Genomic DNA, 19,962 nt, shown 5'->3' on the forward strand with positions numbered 1-19,962 from the left:
GCCTGTGTGCGAACTATTCGAAATTGGATTGAAATAAGTCTACCCCAGGACTAACCTATCGGGAAAATGGGATGTCTTCATAACCTTATTCGATAAAATCGATTTAGAGCGCGCCAACATGAAATACAGCTTCCGTCAGCTTGAAGTTTTCCTCGCCGCAGCCAACTTTCAGAACATCACCCGGGCCGCCGAATCCCTGGCCATGTCTCAGTCCGCTGCCAGCAGCGCGCTGAAAGAACTCGAGAACCAGTTTGATATCCAGCTCTTCGACCGGGTCGGGAAACGCCTGCAACTGAATGAGCTGGGCCGTTTGTATCGCCCGAAAGTCGAAGCCGTGCTCGCTCAGGCAAAGGAGCTGGAACAAGCCTTCAGTAAACATACGGAAGTAGGCGCACTTAAAGTCGGCGCCACGCTCACCATCGGTAACTATCTGGCCGTGGGCGTGATGGCCCAATACATGAATACCCCTACCCACCCCCGGGTATCACTGGAAGTGGCCAACACCAGTACCATTGCCCGCCGGGTCAAAGATTTTGAACTGGACATCGGCCTGATCGAGGGCGAACTGCATGCCTCCGAATTGGAAGTACTGCCCTGGCGGGGCGACGAGCTGGTGGTGTTCTGTTCGCCCGACCACCCCCTGGCCAGCAAAACATCGCTGACCGATGACGACCTGCGCGCAGCCACCTGGATCATGCGCGAACAGGGCTCCGGTACCCGTCAAAGCTTCGAACGGGGCATGCACGGCCTGCTCACAGACCTCAATGTGTTGCTGGAACTTGAGCACACCGAAGCCATCAAGCGGGCAGTGGAAACCAATCTCGGCATTGGCTGTTTATCGGAGGTGGTGCTCGAAGACGCCTTCCGTCGCGGTAGCCTGGTGCCCCTGAACGTACCGGAGCACCGGCAGTTTGATCGACAGTTCTACTTCATCCTGCACAAGCAGAAGTATCGCAGTGCCGGCATCGATGCCTGGATGGAGCTTTGTCGCCAGCTCTAGCTTACTGCACCGGGCCGCTGTGAAAGCGGAATTCGGTGTCCGGCTCGGTGATCAGGCCGTACTCGATGTCGAGAAACGCCCTCACCCGGTCATCCACTGGGCCACCATTGGCCTGCTCCGCCAGTTTCAGATAATCCTGGTAATGCCGGGCTTCAGATTTCAGCAGGCTGTTGTAGAAATCCGCCAGCTTGTCATCCAGATGCGGCGCCAGTGTGGCAAACCGCTCACAGGAACGGGCCTCAATGATCGCGCCAACGACCAGCACATCCACCAGACGGCCGGGATCTTCCGCCCGCACCTCCTGTCGTAACCCCGCGGCATAGCGAGCCGGGGTGAGGTGGTCGTAGGTCACGCCGCGCTTTTTCATGATCACCAGCACTTGCTCGAAATGCCGGAGTTCTTCCCGGGCCAGGCGCGACATCTTGTTCAACAGGTCGGTGTTATCGACGTAGCGATACATAAGGCTGAGCGCCGTTGAGGCGGCCTTTTTTTCGCAATGGGCATGGTCTATCAGCATCAGGTCCTGATTGGCCAGGGCGTTGTCGATCCATTGCTGCGGCGTGCGGCATGGCAGGAAGTCGTGAATCTCTTGCAGGGCTTCGTTCATGTCAGCATTCAGGGTCGTGGAAAATGGGACGCGCGAGTATAGCGCACTTAACAGACTACTCCGACCACTGTCCATCTTAACTTTATAAGGGGTTTCCTATAGAATGCCGCACCAGTTTAAGGCCTTTCCGCCATAAAACTCCCGCCAGGCTAAAAAGCGCTGGGCGCGGGACATTCCAACTGATGAGGGTCCATATCGTGTTAGAAGCATACCGTGAACACGTTGCTGAACGTGAAGCTCTGGGTATTCCTCCCAAGCCCCTGAATGCCGAGCAAACAGCCGCTCTGGTTGAGCTGCTGAAAAATCCGCCGGCCGGTGAAGAAGAAACTCTCGTTTATCTTCTGGAAAACCGCATCCCGCCGGGCGTAGACGAAGCCGCCTACGTTAAGGCCGCATTCCTGACCGCCATCGTTAAAGGTGAAGCTACCTCCCCGCTGATGAGCAAACAGAAAGCGGTTGAGCTGCTAGGCATGATGCAAGGTGGCTACAACATCGCCACTCTGGTCGACCTGCTGGACGATGCCGAGCTGGCCGAACTGGCGGGCGAAAAACTCAAACGTACCCTGCTGATGTTCGATGCCTTCAACGACGTGAAGGAAAAGATGGACGCCGGCAACGCCGTCGCCAAGGCTGTGGTTGAATCCTGGGCCAACGCCGAGTGGTTCACCAACAAGAAGAAGGTTCCTGAAAGCACCAAGATGGTGGTTTTCAAGGTTACCGGCGAAACCAACACCGACGACCTGTCACCGGCTCCCGATGCCTGGTCCCGTCCGGATATCCCGCTGCACGCCCGCGCTGCCTATAAAATGGAACGTGACGGCCTGACGCCGGAAGAGCCCGGCGTTACTGGCCCGATGAGCCAGATCGACGAAATCAAAGCGAAGGGCCTGCCCGTTGCCTTTGTTGGCGACGTTGTTGGTACCGGCTCCTCACGTAAGTCTGCCACCAACTCCGTACTGTGGTTCTTCGGCGACGACGTTCCAGGCGTACCGAACAAGCGCGCCGGCGGCGTGTGCATCGGTAACAAGGTTGCTCCAATCTTCTTCAACACCATGGAAGACGCTGGCGCCCTGGTATTCGAAGCACCGGTTGACGATCTGAACATGGGCGACGTCATCGACATCCGCCCGTACGAAGGCAAGATCCTGAACGAAGCGGGTGAAACCATCTCCGAGTTCGGCTTCAAGTCCGACGTGATCCTGGACGAAGTTCAGGCCGGCGGCCGTATTCCGCTGATCATCGGCCGTGGCCTGACCGCCAAAGCCCGCGCAGCACTCGGTCTGGGCGCCACTGACATCTTCCGTCTGCCGAGCGATCCGGAAGCTGGTACCAAGGGCTTCACCCTGGGCCAGAAGATGGTTGGCAAGGCCTGTGGTCTGGAAGAAGGCCAAGGCGTTCGTCCTGGCACTTACTGCGAGCCGCACATGACCACCGTGGGCTCACAGGACACCACCGGTCCGATGACTCGTGACGAGCTGAAAGATCTGGCGTGTCTGGGCTTCCAGGCTGACCTGGTTATGCAGTCGTTCTGCCACACCGCGGCCTACCCGAAGCCGGTCGACGTGGAAATGCAGCACACCATGCCGGACTTCATCCAGACTCGTGGCGGTGTTGCCCTGCGTCCGGGTGACGGCATCATCCACTCCTGGTTGAACCGCATGCTGCTGCCGGACACCGTTGGTACCGGTGGTGACTCCCACACCCGTTTCCCGATGGGTATCTCCTTCCCGGCCGGTTCTGGCCTGGTAGCCTTCGCGGCCGCCACCGGCGTTATGCCGCTGGACATGCCGGAATCCGTACTGGTGCGTTTCAAAGGCGAAATGCAGCCGGGCATCACCCTGCGTGACCTGGTTCATGCCATTCCCCTGTACGGCATCAAGCAAGGCATGCTGACCGTTGAGAAGAAAGGCAAGATCAACGAATTCTCTGGTCGCATCCTGGAAATCGAAGGCCTTGAGCACCTGACCGTTGAGCAGGCGTTCGAGCTGTCCGACGCTTCCGCTGAGCGTTCCGCCGCTGGTTGTACCATCAACCTGTCGGAAGACTCTGTTGCCGAGTACCTGCGCTCCAACATCACCATGCTGCGCTGGATGATTGCTGAAGGTTACGGCGATCCGCGTACCCTGGAGCGTCGCGCCAAGCAGATGGAAGAGTGGATTGCCGATCCGAAGCTGATGCGTGCAGACAAAGACGCCGAGTACTCTCACGTCGTCGAAATCGATCTGGCCGACATCAAAGAGCCAATCGTGTGCTGCCCGAACGACCCGGACGATGCCAAGTTCCTGTCCGAAGTCGCTGGCGACAAGGTCGACGAAGTCTTCATCGGTTCCTGCATGACCAACATCGGTCACTTCCGTGCCGCTGGTAAACTGCTTGAGCAGCACAAAGGTGCCCTGACCACCCGTCTGTGGATGTCTCCGCCGACCAAGATGGACCAGGCGCAGCTGATGGAGGAAGGCTACTTCAACACCTACGGCACCGCCGGTGTTCGCACCGAGATGCCAGGTTGCTCCCTGTGCATGGGTAACCAGGCTCGTGTAGCAGCCAAATCCACCGTGCTGTCTACCTCCACCCGTAACTTCCCGAACCGCCTCGGTGATGGTGCCAACGTGTACCTGACCTCAGCGGAACTGGCAGCGGTTGGTGCGGTTCTGGGCAAACTCCCCTCCCCGCAGGAGTACATGGAGTACGCCAAGGACCTGAACAGCATGTCGAAAGAGATCTACAAGTATCTCAACTTCGACCAGATGGAGAACTACACCAAGAAGGCTGCCGAAGCGAACATCGCCTAAGCATTAAGTCTTTACGGTAAGCTCCACGAAAAACGCCAGCCCTCGGGCTGGCGTTTTTTTATGCCTGAAAGAACTTATCGCTCAAGCAGGATCTTGCCGACAGCCTCACCCGATTCAATACGACGATGGGCGTCGCCGATCTGGGTAAACTTGAAGCGCTGGGTATCCAGCAGCGGCTTGACCTTGCCCTGCTCCAACAGATCGCACAGCGCCTTCAATAGCCGCGGCTGGTCATCCATACCAATGCCATGCAGCAGCGAGATGGAGCGGAAGATCACGTGCAGAGTCAGGCTCTTGGCGTGCATCTGGCTCAAGTCATGGGTCGAGCGGGTATTGATCGAGCACAGGCGACCATTCACCGCCGTGGCCTCAATGGACCGGTCCACGTTGCCACCGCCCACGGTATCGAACACCAGGCTGAAGCCCTTACCACCGGTCAGGCGCTGCTTGTAGTCCTCTACCGACTCGTCCTTGTAAAAAATAATGTCATCAGCACCCAAAGCACGGGCTTGCTCGGCTTTCGCTTCGGTAGAGACCGTGGTCGCCACCCGGGCGCCCAGGTACTTGGCAATCTGAATCGCCACATGGCCCACCCCGCCGGTACCGGCGTGAATCAGCACGTGCTCGCCGGACTGTAGGCCGGCCCGGTCTACCAGGGCGCTCCAGGCGGTCAGGAACACCAGCGGCAAGGCCGCACACTCGGCCAGCGGCAGGCTCATCCCAGGTGTGCGCTTACCCAGCAGACGGACATCGGCAATCATGTAATCGGCCAGTGCACCCTGCCAGCCCTTAACACCGCCGGCACAGCCGAACACTTCGTCGCCTTCGACAAACCCCGTCACGCCGGGGCCAACCTTATCGACCACACCAGAGACATCACCGTTCAGGATCGCGGGCATCGCCGGCCCGGTTTTCACCAGCCCTGAACGGATCTTGGTTTCCAGCGGGTTCACACTGGAGGCCACCACCTTGATGCGAACCTGGCCCTCGGCCGGCTCCGGTGTGTCCACCTCGCGCTCGACAAACACCTCGGGGCCGCCGAACTCTTCAATTACCATCGCTTTCATCGTCAAAAACCTCTTTATTCGGTCATCAGTACAAAATCAGTCGAACCAGAATAGCCGCCACCATGGCCAGGGTGATCGCTTTCACCCAACGCGCGCCCTGCTTGCTCATGTTCACATGGGTGGCGATGAAGGCACCGGTGACATTGCCAAGCGCCAGCGTAAGGCCCACAGCCCAGCGCACCTGATCATTGATCGCAAAGACCACGAGCGCCGCAAAGGTGAATGGCAGGACAATGGACACCTTGAGCACGTTCACCTGCCGGAGATCAATCTTGAGCATGTGGTACAGGACCACAATGAACAGCACCCCGACACCCACCTGGATAAACCCGCCATACATGCCAACGAAGAACATCGCCAGATAAATGGCCGGGGTCAATCGGTCTACCGTGAGCGGGCGGGTATCCAGATTCGGTTGCGGCAACAGCATGAACACCGAGGCACCGATCATGGCCGAAACCAGAACCACCTCGAACACGGCATCGGGCACCCAGGTGGCCACCCAGGCTCCCAGTAACGAGCCCAGAACCGCAGGCACGGCGAGGCGCAGGCTGACCATCAGGTTGCCGTGGCCCATGCGGTGGAAACTTCCCACCGCAGTAATACTCTGCAGGGTGATCGCCACCCGGTTGGTACCGTTGGCCACCTGGGGTGGCAAGCCAAGGAACATCAACAGCGGCAGGGTCAGCATGGAGCCCCCTGCCGACAGCACGTTGATGAAGCCGGCAATGCCCCCCAGCGCCAACAGCGCCAGGATTTCCAGCAGTGTCATTGGCGGGCGTCCGTCATGCGGTGGCCGGCATGGACATCCGTCTGCCTTGGCGACTGCTCCAGACAAAGGCAATGATGAAGATCACCAGCCCGGCCACGTCCAACGCAATCTGACCATGGGGCCAGAGCATGAGCACGCCAATCGGGAACATCAGCAACCGCACCAGCGGATTGAGCGGATGCTCCAGATACCCCTCAAGGCCTGCCACAATCGCGTAGATGCCAAACAAGGCAAAGCAGAACACCTGCAGCATCTGATCAAAGTCGCCAGTGATCAGCGGTGAGTAGGCAAACAGCAGCGGTACGATGTACAACCCCTTGGCCAACTTCCACGCGGTGAAACCAGTGCGCATCTGGGGCGTGCCCGCGATGGCAGCCGCAGCGAACGCCGTCAGGCACACCGGTGGCGTCACGTTGGAGTCCTGAGACAGCCAGAAGATCACCATGTGCGCGGCCACCAGCGCCATCGACAGGGTTGCTGGCGACAATGCCTGCTCCAGCAGTTGCGAGCTGAAGGTATCAGGCACCGACGCCAGTAACTGCTGGGCGGTCGCCTGGTCCATCGGCGCGTTCAGCAGATCCATTTTGTCCGGCGCCACCAGCATGAAGATGGACTTGGCCTGTTCCGGCAGATTGCCGCTCATCATCAGGTCCAACAGCTGGCTCTGGGCGATCAGGTTATAAATTGCCGGCGCCGACAGTGTTGCCAGCACAATGTAGGCGGCCGTCACCGGCAGCCCCATGCCCAGAATCAGGGACGCCAGCGCCACCAGAACGATGGTAATCAGCAGGCTGCCGCCGGCCCAGTCGGTAATCATGATCGAGAAGGTATTACCGATGCCGGTGGTCGACACCACCATCACAATCAACCCCACGGTGATCAGCAGAATCGCCGTGGTGGTGATATTGCGGGCACCCATCACCAGAGCGTCCAGGATGTCCCTGGGGCCCATTGGATGTTTCGACAGCCAGGACGCGACGATCACCGACAGAATGGCAATACCGGCTGCGTAGGTGGGCGTGAAGCCATAGACCAGCGCTGCCACCAGAACCACCAGCGGCAACAGGAAATGCCAGCCATCCTTGAGCACGTCTTTCAGGGTGGGCGCTTCCTCATCTTCCAGTTTGACGGCATGGCTGCGCTTGGCCTCGATACGAACAAACATCGCGACCGACAGGAAATACAGCAGGGCCGGCAGTGCCGCCACGGAGATGATGGTGAGGTAGGACACCTGGGTGTACGAGGCCATGATGAACGCCCCTGCCCCCATCACCGGCGGCATCAGCTGACCACCGGTGGAGGCGGCAGCCTCGACACCTGCGGCAAATCGAGCCGGGAAACCCGCCTTGCGCATCAGTGGAATGGTGATTACCCCGGTGGAGACGGTGTTGGCAACACTGGAGCCCGAGACAGACCCCATCAGGCCGGAGGAGAACACTGCGACGAAACCCGGACCGCCGACAAAGCGGCCAGCGGCGCATCGTGCCAGCTCGATGATGAAGTCACCGGCGCCGGATTTCACCAGGAAGGCCCCGAACAGGATAAACATGAACACATAGGTCCAGGAGATCCGGGCAATGGAGCCGAGCATGCCCTGGCCACCAATATAAGAACGGAACAGGACGGTTTCCCAGGTCAGGCCCGGGAAGTTGAAGATACCGTCCACGTACTGCCCCCACCAGGCGACGTAGGTCAACGCGAGAATGCACAGCACCGGAATAAACCAGCCCACGGTGCGGCGCGCAAATTCGAGAATCAGCACCACAGCGACGATGGAGAATATCCAGTCACCGGTGCTGAAGTTAACACCCCGATCATAGAGTGCGTTTTCAAATAACATCAGGTAGAAAGCGCAGGCCAGCGCAGCCAGCCCGAGCAACACATCAACGCCTAGCACGGCTCGTTGGCCGGCCACAGAGCGCACCTTCAGCATGGGAGTGGTCAGGGCACAAATCAGCCCGAACAGGCCGAAGTGCAAAGCCGACGTCCACAGCTCGGAGAGCGTAGACACGGTGTTGAAGTACAGATGAATCAGCGACGTGACGATGGCCAAACCAAAAATCACCGGTCCGAGGAGCCGGTGATCAAGGCGTTCGCTGGCGTCGCTGGCGCTTTCGTCGCGAACCTCGATATGAGGTTCGCTGGTTGGTTGCTCTGCCACGTTTACTCCGCGATCAGTCGCTCAGGAATATCCAGCCCCTGCTCGCGGTAGAAACGCGCAGCGCCCGGGTGCAGTGGCATGGGCAGGCCGGCAATAGCCTTCTCCAGTGCCATGGCCTTGGTCGCCGGGTGGATGTTGTTCAGGAACGGCAGGTTGGCGTAGATCGTCTTGGTGATCTGGTAGACGTCTTCTTCAGAGACATCGGCACGGGCCGCCATGATATTTGGCTGAGCAATCGTGTTGATGTCCTTGTCCTGATTCGGATACGTGCCGGCCGGAATGGTGTACGGGGTCCACAGCTCAAAGTCGCTGTTTACCTGAGCCAGCTGCTCCGCAGTAAAGTCCAGGGTAGTAATGTCGTCACCCAGATTGGCGTAGGCACGGGTCACCGCCGAAGCAGGTACGCCAGCGGGAATGTTCATGCCGTCGATATTGCCGTTCTGCATGGCATCAGCACTGGGACCGTAGCCCAGGTAAGCGATGTCCACCTGTTCCAGATCAATGCCAACCTTACCCAGGATGAAACGACCTGAGCCCTCGGTACCGGAGTTACGGGCACCAATAGAGAAGCTCTCATCGTACAGGTTGGTCATATCAGAAATGGTGCCGGTGTCGACCACGCTGTTGCGCACCACGAAATGCTCAACGTTCTGCCACAACATGGAGACGGAGCGCAGGTTCTTGTAAGCCTGGGGGACCGGGCCGGTGCCATTCCAGGCGTAGGCGCCGTAAAGGCCCTGAAGAATGCCGAACTGGATCTGCCCTTCGTCCATCAGCTTGAGGTTCTCACCGGAGCCGGCAGAACTGATAGCGGACACCGAGATGTTGGTTTGCGGTTCGAGCTTCACCTTGATCAGCGTGGAGATGGCCACGCCGACTGGGTAATAGGTCCCACCGGTGGTGGCGGTACCCATCACGTAATTGCCTTCGGCCTGCACGCTGGCTGACAGCGAGACGGCGGCTGCGGCAACCACACCCAGAGCGGATTTACACAGACGATTCCTGTTCATATGTCTTTATCCTCAGATGCTTATAGTTATTGCGGGACGCTTCCTAACAACTTATCACCGTAGCGCTTTGATGAAACGACTGCCAGCAACACAGCCCTGCCTTCGACCTATGTATTAGAACGTTCCGGGGCACGGCGCGGCCGCAGGCAAAAAAAAGCCCCCGTCATTGCTGACGAGGGCTTTCGCGCTTACCTATCCGGCACCACTTATCAGCGGGGCCGGACCCGTCGGTTACGGCAGGTTGTGGTAACGCTCTTTGATGGCCTTATCGAAGCCGGCCAGGATTTCCGCGTGCGGCTTATCACCGAACTTGGAAACCACAACAATGGCAATGGTCGCCAGGATGAAGCCCGGGATAATCTCGTACAGGTCCAGCAGGCCGCCAGACATGTTGCCCCAGATCACCACAGTGGCACCACCAACAACGATACCGGCAATAGCACCGTTGCGAGTCATGTTACGCCAGAACAGCGACAGGATCAGAGCCGGGCCAAAGGCCGCACCGAAACCAGCCCAGGCGTACGAGACCAGCTCCAGTACCTTACTGTCCGGGTTCAAGCCGAGAATACAGGCCACGATGGCGATACCAACAACGGCAAAGCGACCAACCCAAACCAGCTCTTCCTGGGAGGCTTCCTTGCGGAACAGCGCCTTGTAGAAGTCTTCTGCCAATGCTGATGAGGACACCAGAAGCTGGGAATCGGCGGTACTCATGATAGCTGCCAGGATGGCTGCAAGCAGAACACCAGCGATAACCGGGTGGAACAACGCATCAACCAGGAGCATGAAGGCACGCTCGCCGTCGTCCAGCGGAGTCTCGAAGTAGCCAATGGCTGCGAAACCACACAGCAGTGCACCCAACAGGCCCAGACCACTCCAGATCACCGCGATACGGCGGGCGGCCGGAACGTCATCTTCACTGCGAATCGCCTTAAAACGAGCCAGAATGTGCGGCTGGCCGAAATAACCCAGGCCCCAGCCCAGCAGAGACAGGATGGAAAGCACACCCAGCGCCGTGCCATCGGTGCTGGTAAAGGCATCCATGAACTCGGGATTCTTAGCTTCCATAGCCGCAGAAGTCGCTGCCCAGCCACCGTCTGCGTTGATCGCCATGATCGGCACCAACAGCAGCGCAGCAAACATCAGCAGGCCCTGGATAACGTCGGTCCAGGTGACCGCCAGGAAACCGCCGAAGAAGGTGTAAGAAACCACGGCAATGGTGCCAACAATGACCGCTACGGTGTAATCCAGCCCGAAGACCGTCTCAAACAGTTTGCCACCTGCAACCAGGCCGGAGCTGGTGTAGAACAGGAAGAACAACAGGATGAAGAAGGCGCAAATGACCCTAAGAACACGGCTGGTGTCGTTGAAGCGGTTCTCAAAGAACGACGGCAGCGTCAGCGAGTCGCCGGCAGACAGCGAGTAGGTACGCAGGCGACTGGCAACAAACAACCAGTTCAGCCAGGTGCCCGCCAACAGGCCAACAGCAATCCAGATGGCTTCATAGCCCGCTGCATAGGCGTAACCGGGCAGACCCAGCAACAGCCAACCACTCATGTCGGACGCACCGGCACTGATCGCAGAAGGCAGGGGGCCAAGACTACGGCCGCCCAGGATGTAATCGGAAAGATTTGAGGTGCGCTTCCAGGCTACATAGCCAATGCCAAGCATTAGCAGAATGTAGGCCAGGAAGGTAATACTAATCCCAACACTGTTTCCTATCATTTCGGTTTTCTCCCCGTGCGCTATCTGGGTTAGTTATTATTGGCTTTGGAACGGCTCTCCTTCCGCACCCTGCAGACAGGATGGGAAGGACAGCCCGACGAATTCAAAACCGTGACGGAGCAAGGCTACGCTCCAAAGCAAGTTTCAGACCTGCGTACGTTAGTATTGCTACGGATCTCAAACTTGCAAAATCCTACGTTTTTTTTGATAAATCGTCCAAAAAGCCAAGTTTTTTCAGAATTAGGCTATTTTTTCACCAAAACGTAACTGAGTGGGCGCCGCGTCCCGATAAATCTCACCAACAAAAAGGGGCTCCCGCAGGAGCCCTTTCATTGGTTGCTCAGAGAACAACAAACGCACCGTGTTACCGGGAAATCGCCTGATATTCGCCAGCATCAGCTGTAGCGAGGCTGACGACCACGATTGCAACCCAGGCAGCAATGAACCCTGGAATGATCTCATAAACTCCTGGGCCACCCATGAACTCACCGTTCCATCCCAGCGAAATCCAGATCATTACCGTAGCGGCACCGGCTACCATGCCTGCGAGTGCACCAGCACCGTTGGTACGCGACCACATCAGCGACAGAATAATCAGCGGACCAAAAGCCGCACCGAAGCCTGCCCATGCGTTACTGACAAGCGCCAACACCTGAGAATTGGGATCAGATGCAATGAAGGCAGCGACCAGGCCTACCAACACGACGCAAATCCGGCCAACGTTCACACACTCTCGGTCGCTCGCCTCCTTGCGCATGAAAAGACGATAGAAATCTTCTGTTAGCGAGGACGATGACACCAGAAGCTGGCTGGAAATGGTGCTCATTACCGCGGCCAAAAGTGCCGCATAGAGGAAACCGGTGATCAACGGATGGAACAACAGGTCAGACAAGATGATGAAGATCGTTTCTGGATCCTCGATGTCCATACCGTTGCGAACCGCGTAAGCACGGCCAAAGATACCGAGAGAAACGGCACCAATAAGCGAAATCGCCATCCAGCCCATACCGATGTTACGAGCCGTTGGAACGTCTTCCAGTGTGCGGATTGCCATGAAACGTACGATGATGTGGGGCTGACCAAAATAACCCAGCCCCCATGTGACGGCTGACAACCAGCCGATGATGGTCAGCCCTTCTGTCCAGGACAGCAGATTAGGATCAACCTCATTGAGGGTCTGCGAAGCTTGGGCGAATCCGCCGCCACCCTCGCCAAACAGCACTACACTCGGCATGATCACCAGCGCGAGCATCATGATGCAGCCTTGCACAAAGTCAGTCATGCTCACCGCGAGGAAGCCGCCTACAACCGTGTACACCAATACAACACCCAATGTGATCACGATCCCGACGGCGTAATCACTCAGGCCTCCGAAGTTGAAAATGCCAGCAAATGCACTTTCAAACAGCTTGCCGCCCGCAACAAGTCCGGATGCCGTATAAACCGCGAAGAAAATAACAATAACAATTGCCGATACCGTGCGTAAGGAGAGCGCTTGGGTCGGGAATCGATTCGCCAGGAAGGAAGGAATGGTGATCGCGTTACCATAGTGAACCGTCTGCTCACGAAGGCGCGGTGCAACCAGAGTCCAGTTGAAGAAGGCACCGACCAGCAGACCGATACCGATCCACGCCGATCCCAGACCCGACACATACAGTGCTCCGGGGAGCCCGAGCAGCAACCAGCCACTCATGTCCGAAGCGCCGGCAGACAGAGCCGCTACTTTGGGACTGAGCGATCGCCCACCCAACATGTAATCTTCCGAGGAAGACGTGGATGTGCGCATCGCATAAACGCCAATGGCGATCATGACCGCAAAGTACGCAAATAAACTGATCCATACACCAATAGCCATAACGCTCCTCCGGTTAAATGAGTCGGATTCAATCCGCTCGATAAGCATCGGTCGCTCTGATGGCGAGCCACTATGCCGTTCTTCTTATTTACTTAAGTACCGTCTTGACCCATTCACGCAACATTTTCACCTGCCTGCAATTTGGCCGGTGTAATGCCTTTATGCTTACGCAACGAATTTGTCAGGGCGCTTTGCGACGAAAACCCAGCCCGGTAACTGATTTCCGAAACCGAAAGCGATGTTGAGGCAAGCAGATTAACTGCCTGATCGAGACGAATCTGGAGAAGAAACTGATGGGGCGTGATACCAGCCACGTCCCGAAAGACTTCATGGAACCGGCTCACACCCAGACATGCTTCATCCGCCAGTTCTTTAACTGAAATCTTCCGGTGGAGATTCGCGATGATGTAACGCTGAATGGCGCCGAGACTGAGGCTGTGACGACTGGATGGGTAAACCTTCCGATCCACGATCCGATCCGCCATACAATACAGAATACTGGCGGCCAGATGTCCGTGCAGTGTTGCATTCCCTGGGGACCGGTCGAATTCACTGGCCGCAAACTGAACCATCCCTTGCATTCGACTGTCCATGTGAACCGTACGTGGCTTTTCAAATACCCGAACCATCTGCTCGTAATCTGCATGGGCTGGGGACGAAGTCATCGGGGTTGCAGGATTAAGGTTTATAACCAGAACATGATTCTGATGACCACCACAATAGTCGTGCAATGCGCCCGTGGGCACCAGACAGGCCTTCCACGTGTCTAACTGGGATCCCGTTCCATCGACACTCACGACAGCCTCGCCTCTCACCCCCACCACAATCTGGTGATGCTCATGGCAATGCTGATGAGAGGTGGTCGGCAACTCCAGTAGTCGAGCATCCAGCATAGACGCCAGCGCACCTTAATAATTGATAATATTAGTCAATTAAAGCAGATCTGAGTGAAACTTGCACACAAGGTCACGAATGGAGGCAGTTACCTGCTCAAGGGAAGCGGAGGCGTCGACCACGCTGTAGCGCTCGGGGGCGGCCTGGGCGCGATCCAGGTAGGTATCACGGATGCGCTGGAAGAACGACACCGCCTCCTGCTCAAACCGATCCAGATCACCACGACTGCGCGCCCGCTTCATGCCGGTTTCAACCGGCGCATCCAGGAGGATGACATGATCAGGCCGTACGTCGCCCTGCACCAGGTTCTCCAGCAATGCAATGCGCTCAGAAGAGACACCACGCCCGCCGCCCTGATAGGCGAAGGTGGCATCGGTAAAGCGGTCACACAGCACCCACTGCCCCTGCTCCAGAGCTGGCAGGATGCGGGTATTGAGGTGCTGGGCCCGGGCCGCGAACATCAACAGCAATTCGGTGGTCTCGTTCACCGACTCGTCCCGGGGCGTCAGTAACAGCTCGCGAATGGATTCTGCCATCGGCGTACCGCCGGGCTCCCGGGTGACCACAACGTCGACACCCAGCCCTTTCAGTGCGCTTGCCGCATTGGCCAGCTGGGTGGATTTGCCCACGCCCTCGGTGCCTTCGAAGGTAATGAACTGACCACGCTGGGCCATCATGAATCTCCGTTGTTGCTGTTCGAATCGTTCTGGGTCGCCGGCGATGACCGGTAGTCCTTACGACGATTGAGTTGGAACTCACGAACGGCCTTCTGGTGCTCCGCGAGTGTTCGGGAAAACTTGTGAGTGCCGTCGCCTCGGGCGACGAAATAAAGTGCATCACCGTCGTCTGGGTGCAGCGCGGCATGAATCGCCTCTCGGCCGGGCAGCGCGATCGGGGTCGGCGGTAGGCCATCAATGCGATAGGTGTTGTACGGAGTATGGGTCCGCAGGTCGCTCTTGCCGATCCTGCCTTTGTAGCTGTCACCCATGCCGTAGATAACGGTTGGATCGGTTTGCAGCCGCATACCTTTTTGCAGACGCCGTACAAACACACCGGCAACCTGATCTCGCTCATGTGTCGCGCCGGTTTCGCGCTCAACAATGGAGGCCATGATCAGTGCTTCGTAAGGCGAACTGTAGGGCAAGTCCGGCTCACGCTCGGCCCACTCTTCCGCCAGGGCGTCTTCCATGGTGTCGAACGCCCGCTGGAGCAAATCCAGGTCTGATTCGGTGCTGGCAAACAGGTAGGTATCCGGGAAGAAACGCCCTTCCGGATGTTCGCCTTCAGCGCCGACGGCCTTCATGATTTCGGCATCTGTCCAGTCGTTCGTCACCTGCTCCAGACGCTCAGAGCGCGCCAGCGCCGCGCGCATGTCGCTGAAGGTCCAGCCTTCGATGAACTGCACTGACCAATGCTTGGTATCACCGGCGACCATAACGGCAAGCATGTCCAGCGGTGCCATGCCGCTGGTGAACTCGTACTCACCGGCTTTGATTCTTGCCTGCTCCGGATACAGCCGTCCATGCACCCGCAGCCACAGGCTCTGCTCAACCAGCCCTTCCTGCTCCAGCATGCGCGCCACTTGGCCAAAAGCCGTGCCATTGGGCAGGCTGAACAACATCGGCTCATCGAGAGCCACGGGCTGCTTTAGGGTTTGCAGGCCCTGCCAGGCCCAAAGCCCGGTACCTGCCGCTATCAAAACCATCACGCAAACCAAGGCTGTCAGTAACTTCTTGAGCAAGGGAATTATTCCAGTAGATCGAGAGGATGGACGATTGTCGCAAGTCCGCTATCGACAGGCAAATCCTGATCCGCAAAACACCGCACCGGCACAAGGCCGAACACGCTGTTGAGCAGGAAAAGTCCCTGGCAGTCGGGACCGGTCGCATCGGCAATGGTCAGCGGCCGCTCCAACACAGATTCGCCGCGCTCACGCAGACGCTCCAGCAACCACTCCCGCATGACACCGGCCACGGCCAGAGCTGAAACCGGCGGTGTTACCCAGCCTTCGCGGGTCTTGAGCAGCAGATTGGTGCGGGTGCCCTCAATCAGGTAACCGTCGCGATTCGACATGATCACTTCAAAGAGCCCGTCGTGCAGCTGACGGGCGGCCATCACCTGCTCGAGTCGATTGAGGGATTTGATGCCAGCGAACATCGGATTAACCGACAGCGATACTGATGAAAAATCCGCAACCACACCCTCAGCGTCAGGTGCAGGCGGCAGCGGACCGGCAGATACCAGGAGGTTCGGGCGCATCTTGTCATCCGGGCGATAACCACGCCCACCAGCGCCCCGAGTCAGAGTCAGCTTCAGCACCCAGCCATTCTCGAAGCTGTCGGCCCAGCGCTGTGCAGCTTGAACGCACACACCTCTGAGCTCCTCACGAGACACTTCGATACCCAGGCGGGCGGCGTCACGGACCAGGCGCATGAGATGTCGGGACAGAAGAACGCCCTGCTGCCCCTGCATCCGGACGGTCTCAAACAAACCATCGCCGTAGGCAAGGCCCCGGTCATTGGCCGGTAGTCCGCCTTCGTCGGCCCAGAACAGATTGAGCATGAGTTGGCTCAGTCCTCGTAACGGCGGAAAATCAGCGTGCCGTTGGTGCCGCCAAAGCCGAAGGAATTGGAGAGCGCAATGCGAACATCCGAATTACGGCTCTTGTTGGCCACGAAATCCAGATCACAACCCTCATCGGGGTTATCCAGATTGATGGTCGGCGGCAACAGGCCGTCGCGGATTGCCAGAACAGAGAAGATGCCTTCTACGGCCCCGGCCGCGCCCAGCAAATGGCCAGTCATTGATTTAGTGCTGCTCATGGCCAGTTTGTTGGCATGGTCCCCAAAGACCGATTTCACCGCCGCCACTTCAGCAACGTCGCCAACTTGGGTTGAGGTGCCATGGGCGTTGATGTAATCAACCTCGTCCGGGCTCAGGCCAGCATCGCGCAGAGCATTTTTCATGGAACGGGCAGCGCCTTCCCCGCTCGCGGGCGGAGCGGTAATGTGGTGGGCATCATCGCTCATGCCAAAGCCGACCACTTCACCGTAAATGGTGGCACCACGTTTCTTGGCGTGTTCGAGATCTTCCAGGACCACCACACCAGCACCGTCACTCAGAACAAAGCCGTCTCGCTCGCGATCCCAGGGCCGGCTTGCCTTCTCGGGTTCATCGTTGCGCGTGGACAATGCCCGGGCAGCAGAAAACGCGGCGATCCCGGTGCGGGTGGTTGCCATCTCGGAGCCACCGGCGAGCATCACGTCGGCATCGCCGTAAGCGATGGTTCTGGCGGCGTAGCCAATATTGTGAGTGCCCGTGGTGCAGGCAGTTACGATGGCAATGTTGGGACCGCGATAGCCAAAGCGAATCCCGGCATTTCCGGAAATCATGTTGATAACCGAGGCGGGAACGAAGAACGGTGACACCTTGCGGGGCCCGGACTTGTCCATGGTCAGCACATTCTTTTCAATGTACTCTAGACCACCAATGCCAGAGCCAATGGCGATACCGACCCGGTCCTTGTCCAGCGCGTCGTAATCATCCAGACCGCTGTCGTCCACGGCCTGTTGGGCGGCAATCAAACCGTAATGGATGAAGGCGTCGAGCTTTCGGGCTTCCTTGGTGGACAGCCAGGGCTCAAGGTCAAGATCCTTGATGGCGCCGCCAATCCGGGTGTTGTACTCGGAGGCGTCAAAGCGCTCGATATTACCGATGCCGCTACGGCCTTCCCGTACGCCCTCCCAGGAACTTTTTACGTCGTTGCCCAATGGAGACAACATACCCATACCTGTGATGACAACCCGTCGTTTACTCATAAAGCCTTTCACCTGATCCTTTTACAAGTGCGTCCGATCACCGATTGAACCTGAATTCCAACCAATAAAAAAGCCGCCCTTAGTTTAGAAACAAGGACGGCTTCTTGCCTGGCTTTTACTACTGCAGAGTATCAGGTGTGCGCGACAATGTAGTCAATCGCGTCCTGAACACTGGCCAGCTTCTCGGCTTCTTCGTCGGGAATCTCAGTTTCAAATTCCTCTTCCAGTGCCATTACCAGCTCAACGGTGTCCAGTGAGTCAGCGCCAAGATCCTCTACAAAAGAAGATGTGTTCTGAACTTCGGACTCTTTAACGCCCAACTGTTCACAAACAATCTTCTTAACGCGCTCTTCAACTGTACTCATAATGTCCTCACTTTGTGTGTCAACCAAGCAACTTTGTGCTGCAAGTTTAATTTAAACCCCACCTGCAAACAAGCAGGGATTCGGTCAAACATGTTGTGTGACAAGGGCTTGCGTACAAGCAGCCGCCCCAGTCTATCCCATGTACATTCCGCCGTTCACGTGGATGGTCTCGCCACTCACGTATCCGGCTGCATCTGATGCCAGGAAGGCAACCACGGCTGCCACTTCTTCCGGCTCACCCAGACGACCCGCGGGTATGATTTCCAGCATAGTCTCACGCTGCTTGTCGTCCAGTTTTTTCGTCATATCGGTGTCGATAAACCCGGGAGCCACACAGTTGGCGGTAATACCCCGATTCGACATTTCTTTAGCCAGGCTACGGGTAAAGCCCTCTACGCCTGCCTTGGCAGCGCAATAGTTACCTTGCCCGGGATTGCCCATGCCTGCTACCACGGAGCTGATATTGATAATCCGCCCCCACTTGGCTTTGGCCATGCCACGCAGCACCGCCTTGCTGGTGCGGTACACGCTGGACAAGTTGGTTTCCAGAACCGCCGCCCAATCGTCTTCCTTCAGGCGCATCAGCAGGTTATCGCGGGTGATGCCAGCGTTGTTGACCAGAATCTGAGGCGCGCCAGAATTGCTGGCAATTTCCTTCAACCCGGCATCAACGCTTTCGGCCTCGGCAACGTTCATCACGATACCGTAGCCTTTCAGGCCCGCGGCCTTGAGATCGTTGGAAATGGTTTCGGCACCTTCTGCACTGGTAGCCGTGCCGATCACTTCAGCACCCTGCTCTGCCAGCGCCCGGGCAATGGCCTTGCCAATGCCACGAGTTGCACCGGTGACCAGTGCGGTTTTGCCTTCCAAAGACATGTATAACTCCCTTTTTTAGGACTGACTGAATGCGTCCAGCGCCTTCGCCAGTGAATCCGGCTCTTCGATATTGTGAACAGCCAGACTACGATCAATTCGTTTGATCAATCCGGCCAGCACCTTACCAGTGCCACACTCAACTGCAACCGACACTCCGCTATCAACCAGGGTGCGCACCGAATCGGTCCACAGCACCGGGGAATATAGCTGCTTCAGCAAATTGGCCTTGAGTGTATCGGAATCTGTCTCGGCGACGGCGTTAACATTTTGTATAACGGGTATGACAGCGTCGTTAAAGCGCACGTCTTCCAGTTCACCCGCCAGCTCGTCGGCAGCACCTTTCATCAGCGCACAATGCGACGGCACGCTAACCGGCAACGGCATGGCCTTGCGCGCGCCCTTTTCCTTACAGGCTTCTATGGCGCGCTCAACGGCAGCGGCCGACCCGGCAATAACAACCTGCCCGGGGGCATTGAAGTTAACCGCCGAGACCACGTCGCCATTGGCGGCACTGGCACAAGCCGCCACCACGTCGTCGTCTTCAAGGCCAAGGATCGCTGCCATTTTGCCTTCACCGGCAGGAACCGCATCCTGCATCAGCTCGCCACGTAAGCGAACCAGCTTGACCGCGTCGACAAAATCGAGACTCTCGGCGGCAACCAGCGCGCTATATTCGCCCAGGCTGTGGCCCGCCACGAAGTTGGGGCGACTACCGCCCGCCACCTGCCAATGGCGCCACAGGGCGACACTGGCTGTGAGAAGCGCCGGCTGGGTAACTGTAGTCTGGTTGAGTTCTTCCGCAGGACCTTTCTGGCACAGCTGCCACAGGTCGTAGCCAAGAGCATTGGATGCCTCGGCAAAGGTTTTGTTGACGATAGGCCACGCCTCGGCTGCCGCTGACAGCATACCGACTGACTGGGACCCCTGACCGGGAAAAATAAAGGCTGATTTCATAGTGAGGATCTTAACGTCATTGAGGTGTTACGGGAGATTAGCCAATAGTACAAGTTAGGCCAATTA

17 protein-coding genes are annotated in these 19,962 nt (G+C 57.6%); 2 read left to right on the forward strand and 15 right to left on the reverse strand.

Translation table 11 applies throughout. The annotated features are described in order from the left end of the window. Positions 1 to 118 precede the first annotated feature (118 nt). Positions 119 to 1,000, forward strand: coding sequence for a LysR family transcriptional regulator (locus QUE89_RS10730; protein ID WP_286220078.1), 882 nt, complete (start codon positions 119 to 121; stop codon positions 998 to 1,000). Between the two features lies 1 nt (position 1,001). On the opposite strand, the gene QUE89_RS10735 is transcribed toward QUE89_RS10730, so the two are convergent. Further along, on the reverse strand, positions 1,002 to 1,607 hold the full coding sequence (locus QUE89_RS10735) for a MiaE family protein (RefSeq protein WP_286220079.1): 606 nt from the start codon (positions 1,605 to 1,607) through the stop codon (positions 1,002 to 1,004). A gap of 197 nt (positions 1,608 to 1,804) precedes the next feature. Here QUE89_RS10735 and acnB point away from each other — a divergent pair, with 197 nt between their 5' ends. After that, positions 1,805 to 4,399 (forward strand): bifunctional aconitate hydratase 2/2-methylisocitrate dehydratase, encoded by a 2,595-nt coding sequence (acnB, locus tag QUE89_RS10740; RefSeq protein WP_286220080.1) that lies wholly within the window; start codon positions 1,805 to 1,807, stop codon positions 4,397 to 4,399. Between the two features lie 74 nt (positions 4,400 to 4,473). On the opposite strand, the gene QUE89_RS10745 is transcribed toward acnB, so the two are convergent. From QUE89_RS10745 to fabD, 14 genes are all read right to left on the reverse strand, one after another. Next, entirely contained in the window at positions 4,474 to 5,466 is a 993-nt protein-coding gene (locus tag QUE89_RS10745; protein ID WP_286220081.1) for a zinc-dependent alcohol dehydrogenase family protein, read from the reverse strand. A 25-nt stretch (positions 5,467 to 5,491) separates the two neighbouring features. Beyond that, on the reverse strand, positions 5,492 to 6,238 hold the full coding sequence (locus QUE89_RS10750; protein ID WP_286220082.1) for a sulfite exporter TauE/SafE family protein: 747 nt from the start codon (positions 6,236 to 6,238) through the stop codon (positions 5,492 to 5,494). Positions 6,239 to 6,251: 13 nt separating this feature from the next. Further along, the gene (locus tag QUE89_RS10755) at positions 6,252 to 8,399 is read right to left on the reverse strand and encodes a TRAP transporter permease (protein WP_286220083.1); all 2,148 of its coding nucleotides are present in this window, start codon (positions 8,397 to 8,399) and stop codon (positions 6,252 to 6,254) included. A 2-nt stretch (positions 8,400 to 8,401) separates the two neighbouring features. Next, positions 8,402 to 9,409, reverse strand: a complete 1,008-nt coding sequence (locus QUE89_RS10760; protein ID WP_286220084.1) for a TAXI family TRAP transporter solute-binding subunit — start codon at positions 9,407 to 9,409, stop codon at positions 8,402 to 8,404. Between the two features lie 231 nt (positions 9,410 to 9,640). After that, the gene (gene putP / locus QUE89_RS10765) at positions 9,641 to 11,134 is read right to left on the reverse strand and encodes a sodium/proline symporter PutP (RefSeq protein WP_286220085.1); all 1,494 of its coding nucleotides are present in this window, start codon (positions 11,132 to 11,134) and stop codon (positions 9,641 to 9,643) included. A 364-nt stretch (positions 11,135 to 11,498) separates the two neighbouring features. Next, a complete protein-coding gene (gene putP, locus QUE89_RS10770) occupies positions 11,499 to 12,989 on the reverse strand; it encodes a sodium/proline symporter PutP (protein ID WP_286220086.1) in 1,491 nt (496 codons plus the stop codon). A 113-nt stretch (positions 12,990 to 13,102) separates the two neighbouring features. Beyond that, the gene (locus tag QUE89_RS10775; RefSeq protein ID WP_286220087.1) at positions 13,103 to 13,882 is read right to left on the reverse strand and encodes a helix-turn-helix domain-containing protein; all 780 of its coding nucleotides are present in this window, start codon (positions 13,880 to 13,882) and stop codon (positions 13,103 to 13,105) included. A gap of 39 nt (positions 13,883 to 13,921) precedes the next feature. After that, on the reverse strand, positions 13,922 to 14,557 hold the full coding sequence (tmk, locus tag QUE89_RS10780) for a dTMP kinase (RefSeq protein ID WP_286222871.1): 636 nt from the start codon (positions 14,555 to 14,557) through the stop codon (positions 13,922 to 13,924). Then, the gene (mltG, locus tag QUE89_RS10785; protein ID WP_286220088.1) at positions 14,557 to 15,624 is read right to left on the reverse strand and encodes an endolytic transglycosylase MltG; all 1,068 of its coding nucleotides are present in this window, start codon (positions 15,622 to 15,624) and stop codon (positions 14,557 to 14,559) included. Before mltG ends, tmk begins: the two co-directional genes overlap by 1 nt. 5 nt (positions 15,625 to 15,629) lie before the next feature. After that, on the reverse strand, positions 15,630 to 16,445 hold the full coding sequence (locus QUE89_RS10790) for an aminotransferase class IV (protein ID WP_286220089.1): 816 nt from the start codon (positions 16,443 to 16,445) through the stop codon (positions 15,630 to 15,632). An 8-nt stretch (positions 16,446 to 16,453) separates the two neighbouring features. Next, entirely contained in the window at positions 16,454 to 17,701 is a 1,248-nt protein-coding gene (fabF, locus tag QUE89_RS10795) for a beta-ketoacyl-ACP synthase II (RefSeq protein ID WP_286220090.1), read from the reverse strand. 131 nt (positions 17,702 to 17,832) lie between these two features. Further along, on the reverse strand, positions 17,833 to 18,066 hold the full coding sequence (gene acpP / locus QUE89_RS10800; protein WP_007154069.1) for an acyl carrier protein: 234 nt from the start codon (positions 18,064 to 18,066) through the stop codon (positions 17,833 to 17,835). A gap of 132 nt (positions 18,067 to 18,198) precedes the next feature. After that, positions 18,199 to 18,942 (reverse strand): 3-oxoacyl-ACP reductase FabG, encoded by a 744-nt coding sequence (fabG, locus tag QUE89_RS10805; RefSeq protein ID WP_286220091.1) that lies wholly within the window; start codon positions 18,940 to 18,942, stop codon positions 18,199 to 18,201. A gap of 15 nt (positions 18,943 to 18,957) precedes the next feature. Then, positions 18,958 to 19,896, reverse strand: a complete 939-nt coding sequence (gene fabD / locus QUE89_RS10810) for an ACP S-malonyltransferase (protein WP_286220092.1) — start codon at positions 19,894 to 19,896, stop codon at positions 18,958 to 18,960. Between the last annotated feature and the right edge of the window lie 66 nt (positions 19,897 to 19,962).

The sequence above is a fragment of the Marinobacter sp. LA51 genome (assembly GCF_030297175.1).
In the GTDB taxonomy this organism is placed as follows: Bacteria; Pseudomonadota; Gammaproteobacteria; order Pseudomonadales; family Oleiphilaceae; genus Marinobacter; species Marinobacter apostichopi.